This is a genomic window from Clostridium sp. AF27-5AA (assembly GCF_003478415.1).
Classification (GTDB): Bacteria; Bacillota; Clostridia; order Lachnospirales; family Lachnospiraceae; genus Otoolea; species Otoolea fessa.
Window position 1 is genome coordinate 64,507 of the sequence record NZ_QUFH01000004.1, and the last position, 19,619, is coordinate 84,125.

Annotated in this window: 16 protein-coding genes and 1 other RNA gene; 2 read left to right on the forward strand and 15 right to left on the reverse strand. The window is 46.8% G+C overall.

Features of this window, described 5'->3' with window-relative positions; translation table 11 throughout:
• The 8 genes from DWY89_RS05735 to DWY89_RS05770 all read right to left on the reverse strand — a co-directional run bounded on the left by DWY89_RS05735 (position 1) and on the right by DWY89_RS05770 (position 9,295).
• Complete coding sequence (locus DWY89_RS05735; protein WP_118523580.1) at positions 1–1,182, reverse strand: CDP-glycerol glycerophosphotransferase family protein; 1,182 nt, start codon at positions 1,180–1,182, stop codon at positions 1–3.
• Positions 1,169–1,966, reverse strand: coding sequence for a glycosyltransferase family A protein (locus DWY89_RS05740; protein WP_118482217.1), 798 nt, complete (start codon positions 1,964–1,966; stop codon positions 1,169–1,171). The genes DWY89_RS05735 and DWY89_RS05740 overlap by 14 nt, the downstream gene beginning before the upstream one ends.
• A complete protein-coding gene (locus DWY89_RS05745) occupies positions 1,963–2,772 on the reverse strand; it encodes a glycosyltransferase family 2 protein (RefSeq protein ID WP_118482216.1) in 810 nt (269 codons plus the stop codon). Before DWY89_RS05745 ends, DWY89_RS05740 begins: the two co-directional genes overlap by 4 nt.
• Positions 2,762–4,105, reverse strand: a complete 1,344-nt coding sequence (locus DWY89_RS05750) for a sugar transferase (RefSeq protein WP_118492144.1) — start codon at positions 4,103–4,105, stop codon at positions 2,762–2,764. Before DWY89_RS05750 ends, DWY89_RS05745 begins: the two co-directional genes overlap by 11 nt.
• Entirely contained in the window at positions 4,102–4,641 is a 540-nt protein-coding gene (locus DWY89_RS05755; RefSeq protein WP_118492142.1) for a transcription termination/antitermination NusG family protein, read from the reverse strand. The genes DWY89_RS05750 and DWY89_RS05755 overlap by 4 nt, the downstream gene beginning before the upstream one ends.
• Before the next feature lie 464 nt (positions 4,642–5,105).
• Positions 5,106–6,467, reverse strand: coding sequence for an ABC transporter permease (locus DWY89_RS05760; RefSeq protein ID WP_118492140.1), 1,362 nt, complete (start codon positions 6,465–6,467; stop codon positions 5,106–5,108).
• A 15-nt stretch (positions 6,468–6,482) separates the two neighbouring features.
• Positions 6,483–8,453 (reverse strand): CARDB domain-containing protein, encoded by a 1,971-nt coding sequence (locus tag DWY89_RS05765; protein ID WP_243022758.1) that lies wholly within the window; start codon positions 8,451–8,453, stop codon positions 6,483–6,485.
• Between the two features lie 77 nt (positions 8,454–8,530).
• Positions 8,531–9,295 carry an ABC transporter ATP-binding protein gene (locus DWY89_RS05770; RefSeq protein WP_118523581.1) on the reverse strand — a complete coding sequence of 255 codons (765 nt, stop codon included), beginning with the start codon at positions 9,293–9,295 and terminating at the stop codon, positions 8,531–8,533.
• 419 nt (positions 9,296–9,714) lie between these two features.
• On the opposite strand from DWY89_RS05770, the gene pyrB reads away from it, so the two are divergent.
• Together pyrB and DWY89_RS05780 are read left to right on the forward strand one after the other, a co-directional pair.
• On the forward strand, positions 9,715–10,638 hold the full coding sequence (gene pyrB / locus DWY89_RS05775) for an aspartate carbamoyltransferase (protein WP_107001544.1): 924 nt from the start codon (positions 9,715–9,717) through the stop codon (positions 10,636–10,638).
• The gene (locus tag DWY89_RS05780; protein ID WP_022359701.1) at positions 10,632–11,057 is read left to right on the forward strand and encodes an aspartate carbamoyltransferase regulatory subunit; all 426 of its coding nucleotides are present in this window, start codon (positions 10,632–10,634) and stop codon (positions 11,055–11,057) included. Before pyrB ends, DWY89_RS05780 begins: the two co-directional genes overlap by 7 nt.
• A gap of 136 nt (positions 11,058–11,193) precedes the next feature.
• Here the strand turns inward: DWY89_RS05780 and DWY89_RS05785 are convergent, their stop codons facing one another.
• From DWY89_RS05785 to dnaG, 7 genes are all read right to left on the reverse strand, one after another.
• Positions 11,194–12,621, reverse strand: coding sequence for an alanine/glycine:cation symporter family protein (locus tag DWY89_RS05785; RefSeq protein ID WP_118523582.1), 1,428 nt, complete (start codon positions 12,619–12,621; stop codon positions 11,194–11,196).
• A gap of 100 nt (positions 12,622–12,721) precedes the next feature.
• An RNA gene (gene rnpB / locus DWY89_RS05790) (RNase P RNA component class A) lies at positions 12,722–13,069 on the reverse strand.
• Positions 13,070–13,113: 44 nt separating this feature from the next.
• Positions 13,114–14,766: a nucleoside kinase gene (locus DWY89_RS05795; protein WP_118523583.1), complete on the reverse strand. Its 1,653-nt coding sequence runs from the start codon at positions 14,764–14,766 to the stop codon at positions 13,114–13,116.
• A gap of 12 nt (positions 14,767–14,778) precedes the next feature.
• On the reverse strand, positions 14,779–15,579 hold the full coding sequence (locus DWY89_RS05800; RefSeq protein WP_118524484.1) for a Nif3-like dinuclear metal center hexameric protein: 801 nt from the start codon (positions 15,577–15,579) through the stop codon (positions 14,779–14,781).
• The gene (locus DWY89_RS05805; RefSeq protein ID WP_117795149.1) at positions 15,566–16,333 is read right to left on the reverse strand and encodes a class I SAM-dependent methyltransferase; all 768 of its coding nucleotides are present in this window, start codon (positions 16,331–16,333) and stop codon (positions 15,566–15,568) included. The genes DWY89_RS05800 and DWY89_RS05805 overlap by 14 nt, the downstream gene beginning before the upstream one ends.
• A 43-nt stretch (positions 16,334–16,376) precedes the next feature.
• The gene (gene rpoD, locus DWY89_RS05810) at positions 16,377–17,492 is read right to left on the reverse strand and encodes an RNA polymerase sigma factor RpoD (RefSeq protein ID WP_022359694.1); all 1,116 of its coding nucleotides are present in this window, start codon (positions 17,490–17,492) and stop codon (positions 16,377–16,379) included.
• Between the two features lie 204 nt (positions 17,493–17,696).
• Positions 17,697–19,610 carry a DNA primase gene (gene dnaG / locus DWY89_RS05815; RefSeq protein ID WP_107001551.1) on the reverse strand — a complete coding sequence of 638 codons (1,914 nt, stop codon included), beginning with the start codon at positions 19,608–19,610 and terminating at the stop codon, positions 17,697–17,699.
• Positions 19,611–19,619 lie beyond the last annotated feature (9 nt).

A 19,619-nucleotide genomic window follows, 5' to 3' on the forward strand; every position in this document is an offset into this window, starting at 1 on the left:
TCACCAGCTTTCTCCAAAAACTAATTTCAAAATTCTTTCTGTCGCATGTCCGTCACAAGATGACATAAATTTCTTTCGAAATTCTCTCATTTTTTTCAAATCATAATCTGTTGTATGTTCAATTTGATAAATTATATCTTCTTCCGTTTTACATATATATCCAGGAACAAATGATTCAAACTCATAAAAAAAGCCTTGTTCTTTACAGTATTCCTTTAGGTCATAGGCATAAAAAAGAATCGGGCGTTCAAAAATCGAATATTCAAAAATCAATGAGGAATAATCCGTAATACATAAATCGGCAACGCACATAAGTTCATCTATTTCCATCTTTTCACTTACATCAAACACAAAATCAGCGCATTCCTTCGGTATCTTTATATGCTCTTTTATATGCGGATGCTGCTTAAAGACAATAACATACTGTTTTTCCAATGCAGCTTTCAAACGAATTAATGACAAAATCCGTGGCATTTGTGCATCTAATGCATCGCCTCGGAATGTAGGAGCATATAAAATAATCTTTCGATTGGTATTAAACAAAATATATTTCCTGATTTTTTTCTTTGCTCTTTTATGAAATTCCCTGTCAAAAAAACGATCGGTTCTACTAATGCCAGTGGCAATAATTGCTTCCTCTGGAAGCCCGCATGCTTCTTTATAAGCCCATCTCACTTCCGGACTACTTACAGTCATCCATGTATTGTAATTATAATTTGAATATGTTTCCTTTTTTCCTTTTGATAATGCATTTCCAAATTTTTTAAATGCTCCGCATCCATGCCACAACTGTGTATAAACACTATCTGAACGTATCGACACACACGAAAAAACATTTAACGCATCCGCCAAAAAAATATACCCTGCGGATGCCGAATCCCATACAAGCTTCGTGCATCTCCATAAATACCCTATTTTTGTTCCTCTTTCTTTTTCCAAATATATGATTTTTACTTTTAGATCCGGTCTTTTTTTCAATTTCTCAAATAAAGGCTGGAAATTCACACTAAGCTTTTTTCCAAAATTTTCAATAATAATAATTCTTTTTTTATCAAATACTCTTTTCTTTCCGAATCTGTATATTGCTGGATACCAGCATTTTAATAATATATAATTTCTTATTTCTTTCAGTTTCACCGTTTTATGACAATCTTTTATCTCTTTTTCTTTACCACCTTTCATATTCACGCAGCCCCTTTAACATACTTTTATATGCCTGCTTTAACCCTAATTCTTTGCAAACTTCTTTATGACGTATACAATATTGCAGACACAAAGCCATTGAAAATCTCCTTGAAATTGCTGAAAACAACGCTCCTTTATCATAAAAATACTTTTCGTCATAATTTTTAAACCATGTAGATTCCCGATGATCGACATATCCTATTTGTTGTTCCGATGCATATATTTTCATGTTTTTCTTTAAGCACTCTGTTAAAAATAACGAATCTTCGCCTGAACTATACTTACTTCCGCCTCCAAACAAAAGAGAAAATGAAATATTATGCTTTCTGATACTATTTTTTTTGACTGCAATTCGAAACGTTCCATACCGAAGATAATTGTAAAAATGTACTTTATGAAATTTTTGATCTATATACTCTGGTCTGTTTTTGTTTGTACTCTCCACATTAAACAAAATCAGTTCCGCATCTTTTCTTTTTTCAAATTCAGTTTGAATTATTTTTTCATAATTATCTATATATCTCACATCATCATCTGCAAATAGAAGGATATTTCCCGTAGCCCTTAATAATGCATTATTTCTGCTTAATCCCACCCCTCTCTCTTCCAGGTTATACCATTCAAAGTTATTTCCATTTTCATTCCATGTCTCTTTTGAAAATGAATCTGTCTGATTGATGATGATTGCATCACTATGTATGTTCATACGTTTTATTAAAGATTTATCATCCTGATTCATTGTTGATACTAATATTTGTAATTTTTCTTCTATCTTTTTCACACCCTTCTATTGAGTTCAATCGCTCTATATTTCCAGATTCCGTGCAGCATATAGCTAGAAAAACAATACAAACTTTTTATTATTCCAAATCCAAGATACCGGTATGAGCTCCATGTCATCTGAGCAGACTTCCATTTACTTCCAGATTTTCCTTTTCCTGTCAAACGATATTTTAAAAGTACCTCATTTACTCCGCAGGCACTTCCATATGTTTGTATGATTTTCATCCAGGTAATATAATCTTCATGTGCATCTTCATGCAGCATTGGAAACTCTCGCATAATATGTCTCAACACAAGAACAGACGAACAATTAATCCAGTTTTGCCGAAGCATCATTTTATAGCTTATCTCTTCTTTTACCGGTATAATGCACCTTAAAGAATCTCCTTCCTCATTTACCAGTTCTCTAGCCGTTGTGCAGAGAGAAGCTTTCTTTTTTTTCAGCATTTCCAGCTGTTTTATTAATTTTCCTTCTTCCCACCAATCATCTGCATCCAAAAAAGCAATCCATCTTCCTTTTGCTTCTTCTACTCCATAGTTTCTGCTCCTTGCCGCTCCCATATTGGTTTTATTTCTTAGATAGCGAATCTCTGGATTTTCTTTTTGGTATTTTTTTATGATTTCAGGTGTAGAATCTGTTGAAGCATCATCTACAATCAAAAGCTCTATGCTGCTTATTTCTTTTCTTTGCAACAGAACCGATTCTATTGCCTGATTCAGATATTTTTCTCCGTTATAAACAGGCATAACAACCGATACTGTGATTTCTTCTGATTCATTTTCACATATCTTTTCATTTCCCATTTTCCTGAATTCCTTCTGTACTTTCCTTTAACATCATAATTTTAGGAGTCATTAGAATTAGTTTTAAATCCAGCAGAAACGAATAATTTCGTATGTATGTCAAGTCAAGTTTGAGCTTATCATATGGCGTCGTATTGTACTTTCCATATATCTGTGCATACCCCGTCAACCCCGCCTTCATCTTCAGCCGATAGCAAAATTCCGGTATTTCCTTTTCAATCTCTGCTGCCAGTTCCGGACGTTCCGGGCGCGGACCGACCAGACTCATCTCGCCTTTCCAGATGTTTAAAAGCTGCGGCAGTTCATCCAAACGGGTTCTGCGCAGGAAATGTCCTACTGGGAGGATGCGGTCGTCATGTTCCGATGCCAGTCTTGCTCCGCTCTTTTCTTCCGCGTTCTGAATCATGGTTCGAAATTTGCAAATCTGAAATTCTTTCCCACCTTTTGTCAGCCGTGTCTGTTTATAAAAAACAGGTCCGCGATCCGTCAGATAAATTGACAATGCCACCAACAGGAAAAATGGTGATAATACAACCAGTCCCACTCCGGAACAAATCACATCCAGCATCCGCTTCAAAAAGCGCTGCATACCGGACATATCCTCATTTCTGGATAAAAGAAGCGGACTATCAAAAATATCCAATTCTTCGGATGTCCGAATCAGAATATCTGAAAGTTTTGGAACGGTATAGGTTCGTATATCGCGTTCAAAACATTTTTTCAGCAGTGCATTGCGTTCTTTTGCCGGAATATCTCCGATAATCAAAGCATCAAAATCCTGTGCTTCCCGGATGATCGCTTCCATTCCCGCCTGGATATGAATCGCCTTCGCCAGATAGTATTTGTCCTCCCGCGAGTGAATCTTCTCCATCAGATGAAACGCCGGACGATCGCCGCAAACCAGCAGCATCGTTCTGGGCGGAAATAAACAGCGGTATAGCTTCTGAAATAAGAATGTCCATATGATCGCTATCAAAAGCTGCACCAGTGTCATGGCAATCAAAATCTTCGGATCATGAAATTTTTTATCCAACAGCGATATTTGTATGTAAGTAATCACATTCAAAAGACCGATCGAAAGAATCTGAGAACAGAGCAGATTTCCTTTTTTCAGATATCCGATTCGAAATCCTCCGTATGTCATCAAGAAGAAAAATAGCAGTCCTGCATACAGGGCAATCATCAACCAGTTTCCTCTTCTCCAGAAAGGAAATTCGATCAATTTATTGAAATAACCGTTCCAGACGCATCCATATACGCCCGTGATCACTCCCATCAGGATAGCCGCACTTCCTATTCGGAACAGTCTCTTGAATGGTTCGTATTGTCTCAAATTGTTTCCTCTTTCATTGTTTTTTCCCGATCGTCCTTGACCCGAATCGATAATTCTACCTGATGCGTTTTTCCCAAAAATGGGATTTCCAGTGTCACAACACGCTTGCGGAATCGCTTTCGCACAATCTGCCCCAGCAGCTCTCCTAAAATTCCTTCCGCCGACACAATCTCTCCAGCCTCGTTTGCCTGTACCAGAAATCGTCTCACTGTATGCTGCGAATCTCCTCGAAGCAATTCCTTAAAAAGTATTTCCTCCGATGATTCTATTGCAAGCGCTTGCCCGCCCATCAGCAATTGGGCTTTTCCTGCCAACCTATGAACATTCTCTTCCAAACGCTGTGGGTCTTCTGTGTCCACAAAAATATATCCCGGAAACATCGGTTCCACGCCAATCTGATAAATACCTTCCCGCCTCCAAGTTCGCTCTTTGAGCAACACAAAGCAGGGAGGGTCCGCATGTTCCGAATAAACCCGGTTTAATTTCTCCGCTATCTGTTTTTCGCTTCCCACAGTTGTCTGCACTACGTACCACATACCGGGTCTCTTCCTCTCAGTTCTTCCATTTTCGCAGAATACCCTGTTCTGCGAAATCTCTGTACATTATACTATGCTTTTTTTGCGAATTCAATAGAAGTTTCTGCCAAGAATCTATTAGGAAATTATTAAGATAGAAGTTTCTGATTAAAAATTCATCAAATTCTAAATCAATATCAAATAAAAAACCTTTATTTTCAGAAAGAATAACAATTTATTTTCTCAAACTGCGCTGATATTTTCGCAGAACAGGGTATTCTGCGAAATTTTTCTTTTTAAACAGCTTTCCAGAACTTTATATATTGATTATTTTATGCATTTTTATACATAACGCTTATCTCTCTACAGACTTAAAAAAGCTCCGGAAACAACTTTTTCTGTCATTTCCGGAGCTAACTTCCTCCCAATTATTAATATGTACTTTCAGAATCTTTTTTACACTTACTGTTGTATCTGATTTCCCCCTACTCATTCCGTATCGCCGCCAACGGACTCAGCTTCATTGCGCGCATCGCCGGGAAGAATCCGGCTACCATGCCGATGATGATGGCAAATCCTACCGATGGAACTGCCAGCCAGATCGGGATCACGGACAGTTTTCCATCCATTCCATATAAAAAAGTCGCTGCCAGAAACTGGTTAATCAGCACGGAAACCATAAAACTCAGCGCCAGTCCGATGAGTCCTCCCATGAAACCGATAAAACCTGCCTCAATCAGAAACATATTTCGGATGGTTGCAAGGGAACATCCCAGCACTTTCAGCACGCCAATCTCTTTCGTCCGCTCATAGATGGACATCATCATCGTGTTGGCAATGCCGATCGCAGCTACCAGCAGGGAAACGGCGCCGATGCCGCCGAGGGCTGCCTGGATCATGTTGGACTGCTGTTTGGACTGTTCCAGCCATTCCATCTGGCTGTTTGCCTCATAGCCCATGTTGCTGATGGCTTTCTGAACCTCTATTACATGATCCATATCGTCCACATTGACCGTCGCTTCCTCATAGACAAAATAATTGTACGGTTTTCCTTTTTTATTGGTCGGCTGTCCCGGAATCGGCTTTTTCTTAAATATCTGTTTCAGCTGTGTCTTGAGCTTATTCAGATCCACGTAGACGCCGTAGCTGTAATCACTCCAGTCTTCCGGTCCACCCGCTACCATTCCAGCCGTTTTCATCATATATTTCTTTGGCGCCGCTACTTTCTGGCTGCCATCCTCGCCGCTGGAATTTCCCTTGGACTGATAGTACGCATCCGTGTCAAAGATCGTAAACATCGGTTTGTTGATAAAATCGATGTCCGGCATCTCCCCGGTGTCCCAGTAACCTTTTCCTGTCTTGGCATTGCTGAAATTCTGCGCGACCATGTTTCCGACCACCATCTCCATATCCTTCGTTTCGGCAGTCGGCAAACTTCCTTCCCCCAGCTTGATATTCTTCATTGCTCCCAAGGGGATCCCATGCAGCTGCACATTTCCCTCGTAGACACCCTGACGCATAATCACATTCAGGTTCAGATCCGGATAAGCACTTGTCACATGCGGAATCTTCTCAAATGTCTTCATCGTCTCATCCGTCATAAAGCTGTCCTCTGGATTTTTCTTATCGCTGGAATTTCCATTGTCATAATTATACACCTGAATCGCGGTCAGGCTTCCATAGGAAGAATACTGTTTGATGGTAAATTCTTTCAGTCCTATTCCGATGGAAACCATGACAACGATCGATGCCGTACCAATCACGACTCCCAGAACCGTCAGAAAGGTACGGAGCTTTCTGCGAAACAGGTTGTTGACGCTCATCGTCAGCAGATCACTGAATCTCATTTTAACCGGTCCTTTCTATTTTTTCTTTCTTTTCAGATGATCGTTTTGTTCTTTTTCAACGTCCTTTGTTTCGTCTTCCGATACATCTGCTGTCGTCATTTCCGGCTCGCCCAGCTCATTGTCCAGTTCCTCTTCTAATTCGTCTTCAAGCGCCTTTTCTCCTGCTATTTTCTTCTTTTTCCTCTTCCAGACAATTACACCGGCACCTGCGCCCACCAGCGCAGCGATCACAAGCATCGGAGCGATCCGCCCAGCGCCGCCCGCTTGCGCCGCATCGGCATCTGCATCCATGCCGTTGTCCATTCCATCCATGCCGTCCATCCCGTCATCGGAAAACGCCTCACTCACGTTCAGAAGCATTTCTTTTTCAGTCTCTGAAACGACTCCATTTTCATCCTCATAGGAAATGATAATCTTCACTTTTCCATCATCGGTTGTCGGCGCAATCGCGGTCAGCATCGTATCGACATTGCCGGTTTCGCCCGGCTTGATATTTCCCACGTAAGCGTCAGCTGGTTGGATAGAATCTGCCTCAAAACGCGCCATAACATTGTAAAGAATTACTTTTCCGGTGTTGTTGATGCCAAACATGACATTCGTCTCAGAACCAACCTCGATCGCATCCGGCATCACATCGATCGTGCTGGTGTTCAGCCGCGGCTCCTGTTTGACCGGGAGGGCAATTTTGACTTCTTCTTTGGCATTTTTAAATTCCGGGCTGTCGTACTGCTCCTGAATCGTCATGCGGTATGATTTCTGCTCCGCCGTCGGCGCCGCCTTGAACACCATCGAGAGATCCGCCGTCGCCCCCGGCGCCATGTTATTGACAACTACGGAGGTGGAACCGCTCTCGGATGTAAAGATCGGCGTATTTTCAACTTCTTCCGAAGCAAATGTAAACATAATATTGGAAGCTGCCACATCCGAAGACGCATTCTTCATCCGCACACGCAGTTCAAACGGCTGTCCGGCATAGATCTCTGCCGGGATCGTCTCGAAGCTGTCCACGATGATACGCGCCTTGGTTCGATCCTGCTCGCCCGCATCCGCCGACAGCTCATCGTCATCTTTTCCCTTGACGCGCACGTAAAACACCTTGTCCACCGGCTCCGAAAACTCGCCGCCCTCTTCTTCGCGGTATGTAACCAGATAGTGAATCGGGAAAAAGCCCGATTTTACGTCCTCACGCACCATCATGCTGTACGGAACCGTCACCATCTGCCCTGATTCCATATCCCCCATTTTACGGTTATAGTTGCCCTCATTGATATCAAACGGGAATTTCGTAATATCTGCGTCAAGCTGCATATCCACGCGGACATCGTAAACCTTTTTAAGTCCCGTATTGGTCAGGTTCACGCCAAAATCCATGACCTGATTGTACCCCGCATACGGCGTCTGCTGGTTATCGCCGATGGAAAAATCGTAGTCCAGCTTCGTGTTGTCGTCTTCCTCGGTGGAGGAACCGTCGTAAGCGGAAACCCAGATGTTGATGCCGACTTTTAGGCTGTCATCAATATAGAAAAACGCCTGATAATATCCTGCTGCCAAATCCCGGCGCAGTTTATACGTCAATGTTACACTTTTAGACGAACCTGGCTTTACATCAATTCTTTTTTCTTTAAACGTATTTGAATCAGCTTCAAATGGAAAATGTTTTCCAGACCATGAAATATTGGAATCCGAATCACTGTCATCATCATCGTCATCATCATATGTATAAAATTGATCGTATTGATCCGCATTGGCTAAACGAATTGTTCTTAAATAATTATCTCCTTTGCTGCCATTATTATGAACCGTCATCTTAATCGAAATTTTATTTCCGGCCTTTCCGTGCGGCACTTTGCTGACGGTAATTAAATCATCGTTATATTTTGTCATATCCAGCATTTCCGCCTGCGCTGTCCGGCTTCCTCCCACCGCCAGCACCACAAAAAGCAGCAAAAACACCGCCCATCTCTTCCACTTTCTCATACCTCTCATTTTTCATACCTCCATATCCTCTCACATTAAATGCTGCTTTTATCAATTTCTCATTCTATCGTCAGCATTCCTGTGTTTTAGCCTTCTATTTTCCCATCCTCCTTACCCATTTGCCGATTCTCCTCTATCTTCACAATCTTACCATCGATAATATGGAAGATCCGGTCCGCATACGCCGCCAGATGGTTATCATGCGTGACCATAACCAGCGTCTGGTTCTGTTCCCGGACGATCCGCTGCATCAGTTTCAGCACATCCATCGTCGTGTGCGAATCCAGGTTTCCAGTCGGCTCGTCTGCAAAAATGATCTCTGGATGTACCACCAGCGCCCGTGCAATGCCGACACGCTGCTGCTGCCCGCCGGACATCTGGTTCGGCATATGATCGCCGACTTTTTCCAGTCCGACCATTTTCAGATATTTTTCCGCCATCTCCCGACGCCTGCCGCGCGGCACACCGCGGAAAGACAGCGGAAGCGCTACATTTTCAACCGCATTCATCGTACCGAGCAGGTTATATGACTGGAAGATAAATCCGACCCGCTCCCGGCGGAATGCCACCAGCTGGTTCTCGTTTAATTTTTCTATGTGCTGTCCGGCTATGACAATCTCGCCCTTCGTCGGCTTCTCCAGCCCCGCCAGCATATTCAATAAGGTAGATTTACCCGAACCGGAGGTACCTACAATCGCACAGAATTCGCCACGGTACATCGTAAAATCAACGCCGCTCAGCGCGTATACCTTCGTCTCGCCGACGCGGTAGACTTTATATAGATTTTTTACCTGTATGACAGGTTCCCGTTTCCGGAGTTCATTCTTCCCTGGCACTTTCCGCTCTTCCATCAGCCTTCTCCATTTTCTAACTTATTTCATGCTCCTGAATATTCCATCGAAATCCATTCCTGACAACCTGGATTTATACAAGTTTCAACCATTGCAATTCCAGTTCTTCTTTCTACATTATACCGGATTTGTTTCAATTCTCCTACCTTATTTTTCTTAATGTTCCTTACGCTTTTCTTACCAGATTTTTCTCCCTGTCTGACCGTTCCTTACGCTAATCCATTTTGCCCTGGAAAGTCATTTTTATTTCCTATTTCATCGCAGGTAATCTTCCAGCCGTCATCACATTGTCCATATTTTCTATCCCCCCTATTCATATTTTTTATATCACAGATCATTAAAAGCTATAGCAATCCATCTGGAAATGTTTTATAATAGTTGGGAAAAATATGCTAATACGAATAGAGAAGGAGAATCAAATGAGACATTTGCTGAATCCACTGGATTTTTCCGTTGAGGAGATCGACCAGCTTCTGGATCTCGCTTCCGATATCGAAGCCAATCCAGCCAAATATGCACACGTCTGCGACGGAAAGAAAATCGCGACTCTGTTTTATGAGCCAAGCACCCGTACACGCTTAAGTTTTGAGGCTGCTATGCTGAACTTAGGTGGACGGGTTCTTGGCTTTGCTTCTGCCGATTCAAGCTCTGCTTCCAAGGGCGAGAGTGTGGCAGATACCATCCGCGTTATCTCCTGCTTCGCAGATATCTGCGCGATGCGCCACCCGAAGGAAGGTGCGCCGATGGTTGCTTCCCTGCACTCTTCCATCCCGGTTATCAATGCCGGCGACGGCGGTCACCAGCATCCGACGCAGACCTTGACCGATCTGATGACGATCCGTTCTTTAAAAGGACGCCTGAACAATTTAACAGTCGGTCTGTGCGGCGATTTGAAATTCGGACGCACGGTTCACTCCTTAATCAATGCGCTGTCCCGCTACACAGGCATCCGTTTCGTCCTCATTTCCCCGCCGGAACTGCGCGTCCCGGATTATATCATTGAGGATACACTGAATGCAAAGGGAATCGAGTACAAAGAGGTCGAAAACCTGGATGAGGCGATGCCGGAGCTTGATATTCTCTACATGACACGTGTCCAGAGAGAGCGTTTCTTCAACGAGGAAGATTACATCCGTATGAAGGACTGCTACATTCTCGACAAAAAGAAGATGGAGCTTGCCCGTGATGATATGTTTGTGCTCCATCCGCTTCCGCGTGTCAATGAGATTTCCGTTGAGGTGGACAACGACCCGCGTGCCGCTTACTTCAAACAGGTTCAGTACGGCGTATACGTCCGTATGGCTCTGATCATGACTTTACTGGAGGTGGAAAAACCATGTTAAATATCAGCGGATTAAAAGAAGGTTTTGTTCTGGACCACATTCAGGCAGGACGCAGTATGGATATTTACTTTAAACTGGGGCTGGACAAGCTGGACTGCCAGGTGGCTATCATCAAAAATGCGCGCAGCAGCAAGATGGGACGCAAGGACATCATCAAGATCGACGGCAGCCTTGATCTGGTAAATGTTGATGTGCTCGGCTACATCGATCACCGTATCACGATCAACATCATCAAGGATGGAAAAATCGTAGAGAAAAAAGATGTCAAGATGCCGAAAAAAATCACAAATGTCATCCACTGCAAGAACCCGCGCTGCATTACCTCGATCGAGCAGGAGCTTCCGCATATCTTCTATCTCGCGGATGAGGAAAAAGAGGTATACCGCTGCCAGTACTGTGATGAGAAGTATTCGCTGTAAATTCTCCTGAATATATCAAATGAATATCAAAAAAGCCATGAACGACTTTTCTGTAGATTTACAGATCATAAGCGATTTCATGGCTTTTTATTATTTTCCAGATTATAGATTCCAAAAGTGCCTACCCTTGAACATCTTAATTCCAGAACTCTGTCTTACCTTCCAACCCGATACTCTCAGCCTTGAAGCACGGATTCTTGCCTTCCTTTTTCTGCACCAGGTAATCATCCAGACATTTGAGCGCTGTATTTCCCAGAATCACGATAACCGGCAGGTTGATGATCGCCATGATACCCATGAGGACATCCGCGAGATCCCATACCAGACCGAACTGGAGCTGTGCGCCGATGAAGACAACTACCACCGCAAACAGGCGGAACACGTTCATTTCTTTGTTTTTCAGTGTACGACCTGCGATGTAGTTGAGACATCCCTCACAGTAGAACAGGTTGCCGAGCAGTGTCGTAAATGCAAACAAAAGAAGTGCAAATGTAATGAAATACGGTCCGATCACGCCAAATACCGTTCCCAGCGATTCCTGTACGAACGGAGCGCCTTTCAGCTCTTCGGACGGAACGATACCGGTGCAGAGGCACATCATCGCTGTTGCCGTACAGATGAGGATTGTATCGATAAAGACGGAAAGCATCTGTACCAGTCCCTGCTTAACCGGATGGCTGACATTGGCTGCTGCCGCCGCGTTCGGTGCAGAACCAACACCCGCCTCGTTGGAATACAGACCTCTCTTGATTCCCTGCATCATGGCAGAACCTGCGAATCCGCCGAAGATCGCCTTGAAATCAAATGCATTGGAGAAGATATTGACAAACACTTCCGGTAGTCTTCCGATGTTTAAGAACATGACCGCAACTGCCATCAAGATGTAGAAAACGCCCATAAACGGAACCAGCACACCGGTAATGCGGACAATCTGTTTTCCGCCGCCTATGATACAGATGCCGACCAGAATCGCCAGAATGGCGCCGCCGATCATCGGAACCAGGCTCCTGTCCCCCATCATAAATTGATGGTAAAAGCCGTAATTCGACATGCTGTCAATCAGGTTAAAGGACGCCAGCATATTAAAACCGCCAGCATAAGTAGCAATCAGGGCAATCGCGAAGACAACGCCCAGCGCACGGCTCTTCAGCGCCGCCTCGATATAATAAGACGGACCTCCGTAGCTTCCGCCGGATGCGTCGCGCTTCTTATAAATCTGTGCCAGCGTGCTCTCAACAAAAGCCGATGCGCCGCCCACAATCGCGATCAGCCACATCCAGAACACCGCGCCGTAACCGCCGATCGCGATCGCATTGGCTACACCTACGATATTGCCTGTGCCGACGCGGCTCGCCGTCGATACCATCAGCGCCTGAAATGCGGATACGGAGTTGCTGTCTGTCTTTTCTCCGACTACCCGGATTGATTCCGGAAGCAGACGGAGCTGTACGAAACGGCTTCGGAGTGTGAAATACAGTCCGACCGCCAGCAGCATGATAATCAGCAGATAGCTGTACATAACATTGCTGATCACACCAACGAGTGATGCAAATCCTTCTAACATAAAATTTCCCCCTTTTCTTTTGTATGCAATATAGAAAAAAGAGCCGCTGCCGGATAAAGATGCTCTTTGGTATCTGCATTCGGCAACAGCCCTCTTAAATGATTTGAGCAAAACGGTAAGCCGGGTTATGTCGTTGAATGGTCATCTATCTAGTCCTGCTGTCGCCAGCAGGCTCAAGCGACCTACCCGAGAGCAGACGGGCCGCCTTGCGCTCTCTGTTCGGTCTTGCTTCGGATGGGGTTTACATGTGCCCCGGCTGTTACCAGCCGGGCGGTAGTCTCTTACACTGCCCTTCCACCCTTACCCGGTAAACCGGGCGGTACATTTCTGTTGCACTGTCCTTGGAGTCGCCTCCACCAGACGTTATCTGGCATCCTGCCCTGTGAAGCCCGGACTTTCCTCACCTGCAGCCTTTCGGTTCTGCAGCCGCGACCATCTGTCTTACTCAAAACATCCTAACTCTACCATATTTTCAGGCATTTGTCCAGTCAATCATACTTTAAAACAGCTTCCGCCGATAAATTCGCGCACAATCGAATTGTGCGGCACCTGTTCGCTGCTGACACCCAGAAAATAATCGAGAAATTTGAGCAGCCGCTTCGCCTCGTTGTACTCCGCCGAATCACGCGGAACACTATATAAGATCGGCTCCGCATACTGTTTGAGCACCGAAAGCTCATATAAAAACGCAGAGTTGAACATCGCATCCGCCTCTTCCTGATACGGGAAAATATTCCGCTCCTCGCCCCGGCGTACGGAATCCCACATCCGGATCGTGTCCTGTGCCGACGCACCGCGCGTTCTCGCATCGCGGACCATCCGCCGGATCAGACGTCCGTCCGTCGTCGGAACTCGGTTGTGATCGTCGATATTTAACTGGGTCAGCGCACTGATATAGATCTTAAATTTCTTATCACGCGGCAGTGAATACGACAAATCATCATTCAGGCAGTGGATTCCCTCGATGACCAGAATATCCTCCGCCCCAAGCTGCAAAAAATCGCCCTTATATTCGCGCTCGCCCTTGACAAAGTTGTAAACCGGCAGTTCCACGCGTTTTCCCGCCAGAAGTTCTTCCATATCTTCATTAAACTGTTTCACATCGATGCAGTTTAATGCCTCATAATCGTAATTTCCATTTTCATCCCGCGGGCTGTCCACACGGTTGACAAAATAATTGTCCACCGCGATCGGATGCGGTTTCATTCCCAGCGCGCCGAGCTGAATCGACAAACGGTGTGAAAAGGTCGTTTTTCCCGAAGAGGACGGTCCTGCAATCATGATCAGTTTGCGTCCGCTCTCATAAATCTGCTCCGCAATATCTCCGATCTTCTTTTCCTGCAGCGCCTCCTGCATCAGGATCAGGTCGTTCATGCGCCCCCGCGCGATCGTATCGTTGAGTGTTCCCACGTCAAACACACCGAGCTTGTGACCGAGCTTTTCCGCCTCCTGCTGGACATCAAACAGTTTTTTCTGCGGATGGAACGGCTGAATCGCCTTCGGCTGCTTCTTATTCGGCAGACGCAGGATAAATCCTTCCTCGTACATCTGTAAATCAAAATATTTGAGATACCGGGTGCTCATGACCATATATCCGTAGAAATAGTCGTCATAATCGCCAAGCCGGTAAACATTGACCCGCGACGCCCGCCGGTAATTGAACAAACGCGCCTTGTCATACATGCCCTGCTCCTGGAAATGATCCATCGCCTCATCCGTATTTTCACTCCGTTTCTGCAACGGCAGATCCTGCTCAGACAGGCGCTTCATCTCCGCTTTCACACGGTCTAACAGCTCCTGGCTGAGTGTTACCCCGCCTTCCACCTCCACATACAGACCATTTTCAACAGAAAAGCAGACCGTGATATTTTTCACATTTTCCCTGCCTGCCACATCCTGAAAGGCTTTCATCATCAGAAAGACGGCACTTCTCTGATATGCCAGATAGCCAGCCGTATCTGCCGCTGTGATAAATTCCATCTGGCAGTCCTTCTGCAGTGTTTTATGCAGCTCCCGCAGCCGTCCATTTACCGAGACCAGAAGAATATCATTCTCGTAATTCTTCTGATATTCCTCCGCAATCTCCGCGTAGGCGGTTCCCTGCGGATATGTTTTTATCTCACTCCCAATCCGTACCTCCGGCATGTAATCCCCTCCCTAAACAATCTGGATTGGAAACGCCGGTTTTTCCCGCACAACCTTCACGGCATCACCCAGCTTCCTCATCAGATATTTCTCCATAAATTCTGTAAAAATGTGTTCAATTCCATAATGTCCGGCGTCAATGACCGCCATGCCCTGTGCAACCGCGTCGATTCCTTCATGGTGGCTGATATCTCCTGTGATATAAACCTGCGCCCCGGCTGCCAGTGCCTCTCCCATCGTGCTTCCTCCTGCGCCCGGGCAGACCGCCGCTTTCTGAATCACTGCCTCACCGTCCAGCTTACCGAAGACCGCCACATACGGCAGGCCAAATGCCTCCTTGACCTGCTCGGCAGCTGCCCGCAGCGTCATCGGCTGTTCGAAGCGTCCAGTGCATCCGATTCCGTAGGAAGTGCCGTCTCCGGTCTCTCCCATTTTCTCTAAAACTTCACAATCCGTCAATCCCAGCTTCTTTGCCGCCAGATCTGCCATGCAGCCCGGCGCTGCGTCGAAATTCGTGTGCATCGCATAGTAGGAAATATCATCCTGAATCATCCGCAGGACTCTTCTGCCGATGAAATTCTGATCGGACACCTGCTTGATTCCTTTGAAAATAAGCGGATGGTGCGTCAAAATCATATCCGCCCCCGCCTGCTCTGCCTGCTCAATCACAGAATCGGTGGCGTCCACCGCCAGAAAGATCGTCTTCACTTCCTTCCCGCTGCGCCCCGCTAAAAGCCCCGGATTGTCCCAGTCACATGCCATGCTGCGCGGCGAAAGTGTTTCCAGGATCTTGATAATCTCACTGCATTTCATGTCTCGTCTCCTCTATCAGCGCCAGATAGGCGGTCAGTTCGTTGATGCGCGCTGCTCGGCGGCTGATCGCCGTCTCTCCCGCTTCACTGGCTTCTAAAGTTTCCTTCTTGTTCTGGGCATCATTTTCTGTCAGCCCTGCCAGCACCTGCCGCGTCATCTTCTCTTCTTTCTCCAGATACGCAAGCAGCACCGGATCTTTCTTCCGGATCAAATCGGCTCCAAAACGGTAATCCTGCTCTCTCCCCGGCCGCATCGTGCCTCGCGCCGCTTCTATCACTATGTAATATTTTCCCTCGTCTGTCAGCATCGCTTCCCGGAGAATCGAAAATCCCTGTTCTTCCAGAAAATGACGCACTTCGTCCTGCTCCGACTGTGGCGACAGAATCAGGCGTTCTTTTCCCTCGCTCCAATTCTCCCACACATGGCGTCCCTGTTCCAGAATCCGGCAGGTCAGTTTTCCGCCCATTCCGGCGATCACAACTGTATCTGCCTCGCCTGCTTTCAATTTTGCCAGTCCGTCTGACAGTCGCAGTTCAATTTTCCCGGAAAGCCCCACCTCTTCCACGTGTTCTTCCGCCCGCTCCAGCGGGCCTTTCCGCACATCCATCGCCAATGCCGACGGGCACACGCCCTTCTGCACCAGCCAGATCGGCACATAACCGTGATCGGTGCCGATATCTGCTACCCGGCTGCCCGGCTGTACAAAAGAAGCGATCCGTTCCAGACGCTTCGAGAGTTTTACTTCTGTCCGCATGATTTATTCTCCTGTGTTCTACTTTTTATTTCTTCTTTCCAGATCATTCATCCAGATAATCCTTCAATTTCTTGCTCCGGCTCGGATGGCGCAGCTTCCGCAGCGCTTTCGCCTCGATCTGGCGGATCCGCTCGCGGGTGACATTGAACTGCCGTCCTACCTCTTCGAGCGTGCGCGGTCTGCCGTCGTCCAGGCCAAAGCGCAGACGCAGCACCTTCTGCTCCCGCTCGGTCAGCGTATCGAGCACTTCCATGAGCTGTTCATGCAGCAATGTATAGGTTGCCGCATCGACCGGAACCTGCACATGATCGTCCTGAATGAAATCGCCCAGATGACTGTCTTCCTCCTCGCCGATCGGTGTCTCCAAGGAAACCGGATCCTGTGAAATCTTCATGATCTCCCGCACACGCTCAACCGGCATCTCCATCTTTTCCGCGATCTCCTCCGGGGTAGGTTCCCGTCCAAGTTCCTGTAAAAGCTGTCTGGAAGTCCGGATCAGACGATTGATCGTCTCCACCATGTGAACCGGAATCCGGATCGTCCGCGCCTGATCCGCGATCGCGCGCGTGATCGCCTGACGGATCCACCAGGTTGCATAGGTGCTGAACTTAAATCCTTTTGAATAATCATATTTTTCAACCGCCTTGATAAGACCCAGATTTCCTTCCTGAATCAGGTCAAGGAACTGCATACCTCTGCCGACATAGCGCTTCGCAATGCTGACAACCAGGCGCAGATTCGCCTCCGCCAGACGTTTTCTGGCATTTTCATCTCCCAGCTCCATCCGCTTCGCCAGTTCAATTTCCTCTTCCGGGGAAAGCAGCGGCACTTTTCCGATCTCTTTCAGATACATCCGGACTGGATCATCGAGGCTGACGCCATCCGGGATGCTGAGATCCAGGTTGTCCACGTCGATCGGCTCCTCCTCCTCGCCGTCTTCAAAAAGTTCTGGCTCCATGTCCTCATCGTCATCCATCCGGAGAACGTCTACATGATGATTTTCCAGAAAATCATAGATCTGATCGAGCTGTTCCGGGCTCAGTATCTCACCATGGAAATAATTCAATATTTCTTTATTGTCCAGTACATTTTTCTTTGTTTTTGCCAATTCCAGAAGCTGTGTGAGTTTTTCTTCAAATGTAACTTTTTTCTCTTCCATAGTTCGTCCTTCCTTCCATCCTCAGAACCTGCCCGACCATTTCCAATTTTGTTACTGAACACGCATACGTGTCCAGTAACGGAATTTGCCGTGGCTTCGCATTTCAATACGGCAAATTCCTGCTGCCACCACGTTTTCTTACGGCACTTTCGGTTCCAAAAGTGCCTACCCGTGTACAGTAACCCAATTTTTCCCAATCCGCAATCACTCCAACGTGATTACGAGCGAAGGCAATCCCGCCTGTTCCCGTATGAGCCGCTGCAGCTCATTCAAATCCGACGCCCGCCGGATCTGATCGTCGAGGCTGTTCTTCTTGATCCGGCGCACCGTCTCCGCAAATGCCTTTTTCTGCTCCTCATTGTTTAAGGATTCTTCCAGACTTGCATTGAAAAGCGCCGCGACTTCTTTATAATTGCCCTCGTCGTCGATAAAGCGGTTCAAAATCGCCGCCGGATTGACATTTCCAGCTTCCAGACCCTCAAATACAGCTTTTGCTGCTTCTTTATAAAGTGGTTTTACAAAATCCTCCGGTCCGATGATGTCCTTGATCCGGGCATACAGCGATGGTTCTTCAATCAGCCATGTAAGAAGCAGGCGTTCTGAACGGCGGATGCCCTCGTCCTTCTCCTTCTTCCTGCCCACCGGTCTCACCGCCGGTCCCGTATTTCCCGGAAACTCTGCATTTCCAGCACCGCGGTTTTCCGCCATTGCCCCGGCACTGCCGACGCTTCCGCCTACCTCCCTGTTTTGTACCGCACCAGTCGTATTTCCGGTTCTATATGAATCACCATAGCGACCCGCATATCCGCCTGCTGCCGTCTCCCCGACGCCATACCGGCTTCCGAGCTGGTTGACCAGCCGCCGCAGATCTTCATAATTGATAAAGTATTCCCGCGAAACCGCCTGTATATAATTATCCCGCTCCAGCGCCTCGCCAAATTCAAGCAGCTTGCGCGCCGTCTGATTGTAAAATGCCGTCTTCTGCTCCGGATCTTCCATATCAAAGCCGGCTTTCAGCACATCGATCTCATAGAGAAAGCTGTTTCTAGCCGTCTCGATCCGCTTTTCAAACTCCTCTGCTCCCAGATTTTTCATAAATTCATCCGGATCCTTATACGGACGCATATTCAGTACCTTGGTTGAAATTCCTGCCCGCTTGAGGATCGGAATCGCCCGCAGCGCCGCCTTGACGCCCGCGCCATCGCTGTCGTAGGTCAGAATGACCTGATCCGTATACCGCTTCAGAAGCGCCGCGTGCTGCTCGGTCAGCGCCGTTCCCAGCGATGCGACCGCGTTCGTATAACCCGCCTGGTGCATGGAAATCACATCCATGTAGCCCTCGCAGAGCATCATATATTTCTTTCTCGAAGTACGCGCGTAATTAAGTCCGTATAGATTCCGGCTTTTGTCAAACAGCATCGTCTCCGGTGAGTTTAAGTATTTCGGTTCCCCGTCCCCGAGGACACGTCCGCCAAACCCGATCACCCGGCTGTTGACATCCATGATCGGAAACATGACACGGTTCCAGAACTTGTCCCTGGCGCCGCGCTCCTCGATCGTCACCAGCCCCGTATCCTTTAAAAGCTCGTCCTCATAGCCCTTGCTTTTCAGATACCGATACAGATCGTCGCTGATTTTATTGGAAAATCCCAGTCCGAACCGCCGGATCGTCTCATCCGTCAGCTTCCGCTTTACCAGATAATCATATCCTATCTTTCCCTGCGGCTGCTTGAGCTGGTAATAAAAATAATTGGCTGCCAGCTTATTGATCTCCAGAAGCGCCGCCTTGCGGTCCGCCTTCGCCTTTGCCTCTTTAGAATATTCCATCTTCGGCAGTTTCACGCCCGAACGGTCCGCCAGCATCTCAACCGCCTCGCGGAATGAATAATTTTCATATTCCATCACAAACGTAATCACATTGCCGCTGACACCGCAGCCAAAGCAGTGGTACATCTGCTTGGACGGCGACACCGAAAAGGATGGCGATTTCTCATGATGAAACGGGCAGAGTCCAAACAGGTTGCTTCCCTTCTTCTGCAGCTTCACGTATCCGGAAATCACATCCACAATGTCGCTACGCATTCTGACTTCCTCGATTACCTCTTCCGGATAATACATTTCTTCCTC

Excerpts from the sequence above, each read along its gene's own strand:
- DWY89_RS05735 (WP_118523580.1), bottom strand. The coding sequence starts at position 1,182 with ATGAAAGGTGGTAAAGAAAAAGAGATAAAAGATTGTCATAAAACGGTG.
- DWY89_RS05755 (WP_118492142.1), bottom strand. The coding sequence starts at position 4,641 with ATGTGGTACGTAGTGCAGACAACTGTGGGAAGCGAAAAACAGATAGCG.
- DWY89_RS05760 (WP_118492140.1), bottom strand. The coding sequence starts at position 6,467 with ATGAGATTCAGTGATCTGCTGACGATGAGCGTCAACAACCTGTTTCGC.
- DWY89_RS05785 (WP_118523582.1), bottom strand. The coding sequence starts at position 12,621 with ATGTTAGAAGGATTTGCATCACTCGTTGGTGTGATCAGCAATGTTATG.
- dnaG (WP_107001551.1), bottom strand. The coding sequence starts at position 19,610 with ATGTATTATCCGGAAGAGGTAATCGAGGAAGTCAGAATGCGTAGCGAC.
- DWY89_RS05795 (WP_118523583.1), bottom strand. The coding sequence starts at position 14,766 with ATGCCGGAGGTACGGATTGGGAGTGAGATAAAAACATATCCGCAGGGA.
- DWY89_RS05805 (WP_117795149.1), bottom strand. The coding sequence starts at position 16,333 with ATGCGGACAGAAGTAAAACTCTCGAAGCGTCTGGAACGGATCGCTTCT.
- pyrB (WP_107001544.1), top strand. The coding sequence starts at position 9,715 with ATGAGACATTTGCTGAATCCACTGGATTTTTCCGTTGAGGAGATCGAC.
- DWY89_RS05765 (WP_243022758.1), bottom strand. The coding sequence starts at position 8,453 with ATGAGAGGTATGAGAAAGTGGAAGAGATGGGCGGTGTTTTTGCTGCTT.
- DWY89_RS05800 (WP_118524484.1), bottom strand. The coding sequence starts at position 15,579 with ATGAAATGCAGTGAGATTATCAAGATCCTGGAAACACTTTCGCCGCGC.
- DWY89_RS05770 (WP_118523581.1), bottom strand. The coding sequence starts at position 9,295 with ATGGAAGAGCGGAAAGTGCCAGGGAAGAATGAACTCCGGAAACGGGAA.
- rpoD (WP_022359694.1), bottom strand. The coding sequence starts at position 17,492 with ATGGAAGAGAAAAAAGTTACATTTGAAGAAAAACTCACACAGCTTCTG.
- DWY89_RS05780 (WP_022359701.1), top strand. The coding sequence starts at position 10,632 with ATGTTAAATATCAGCGGATTAAAAGAAGGTTTTGTTCTGGACCACATT.
- DWY89_RS05745 (WP_118482216.1), bottom strand. The coding sequence starts at position 2,772 with ATGGGAAATGAAAAGATATGTGAAAATGAATCAGAAGAAATCACAGTA.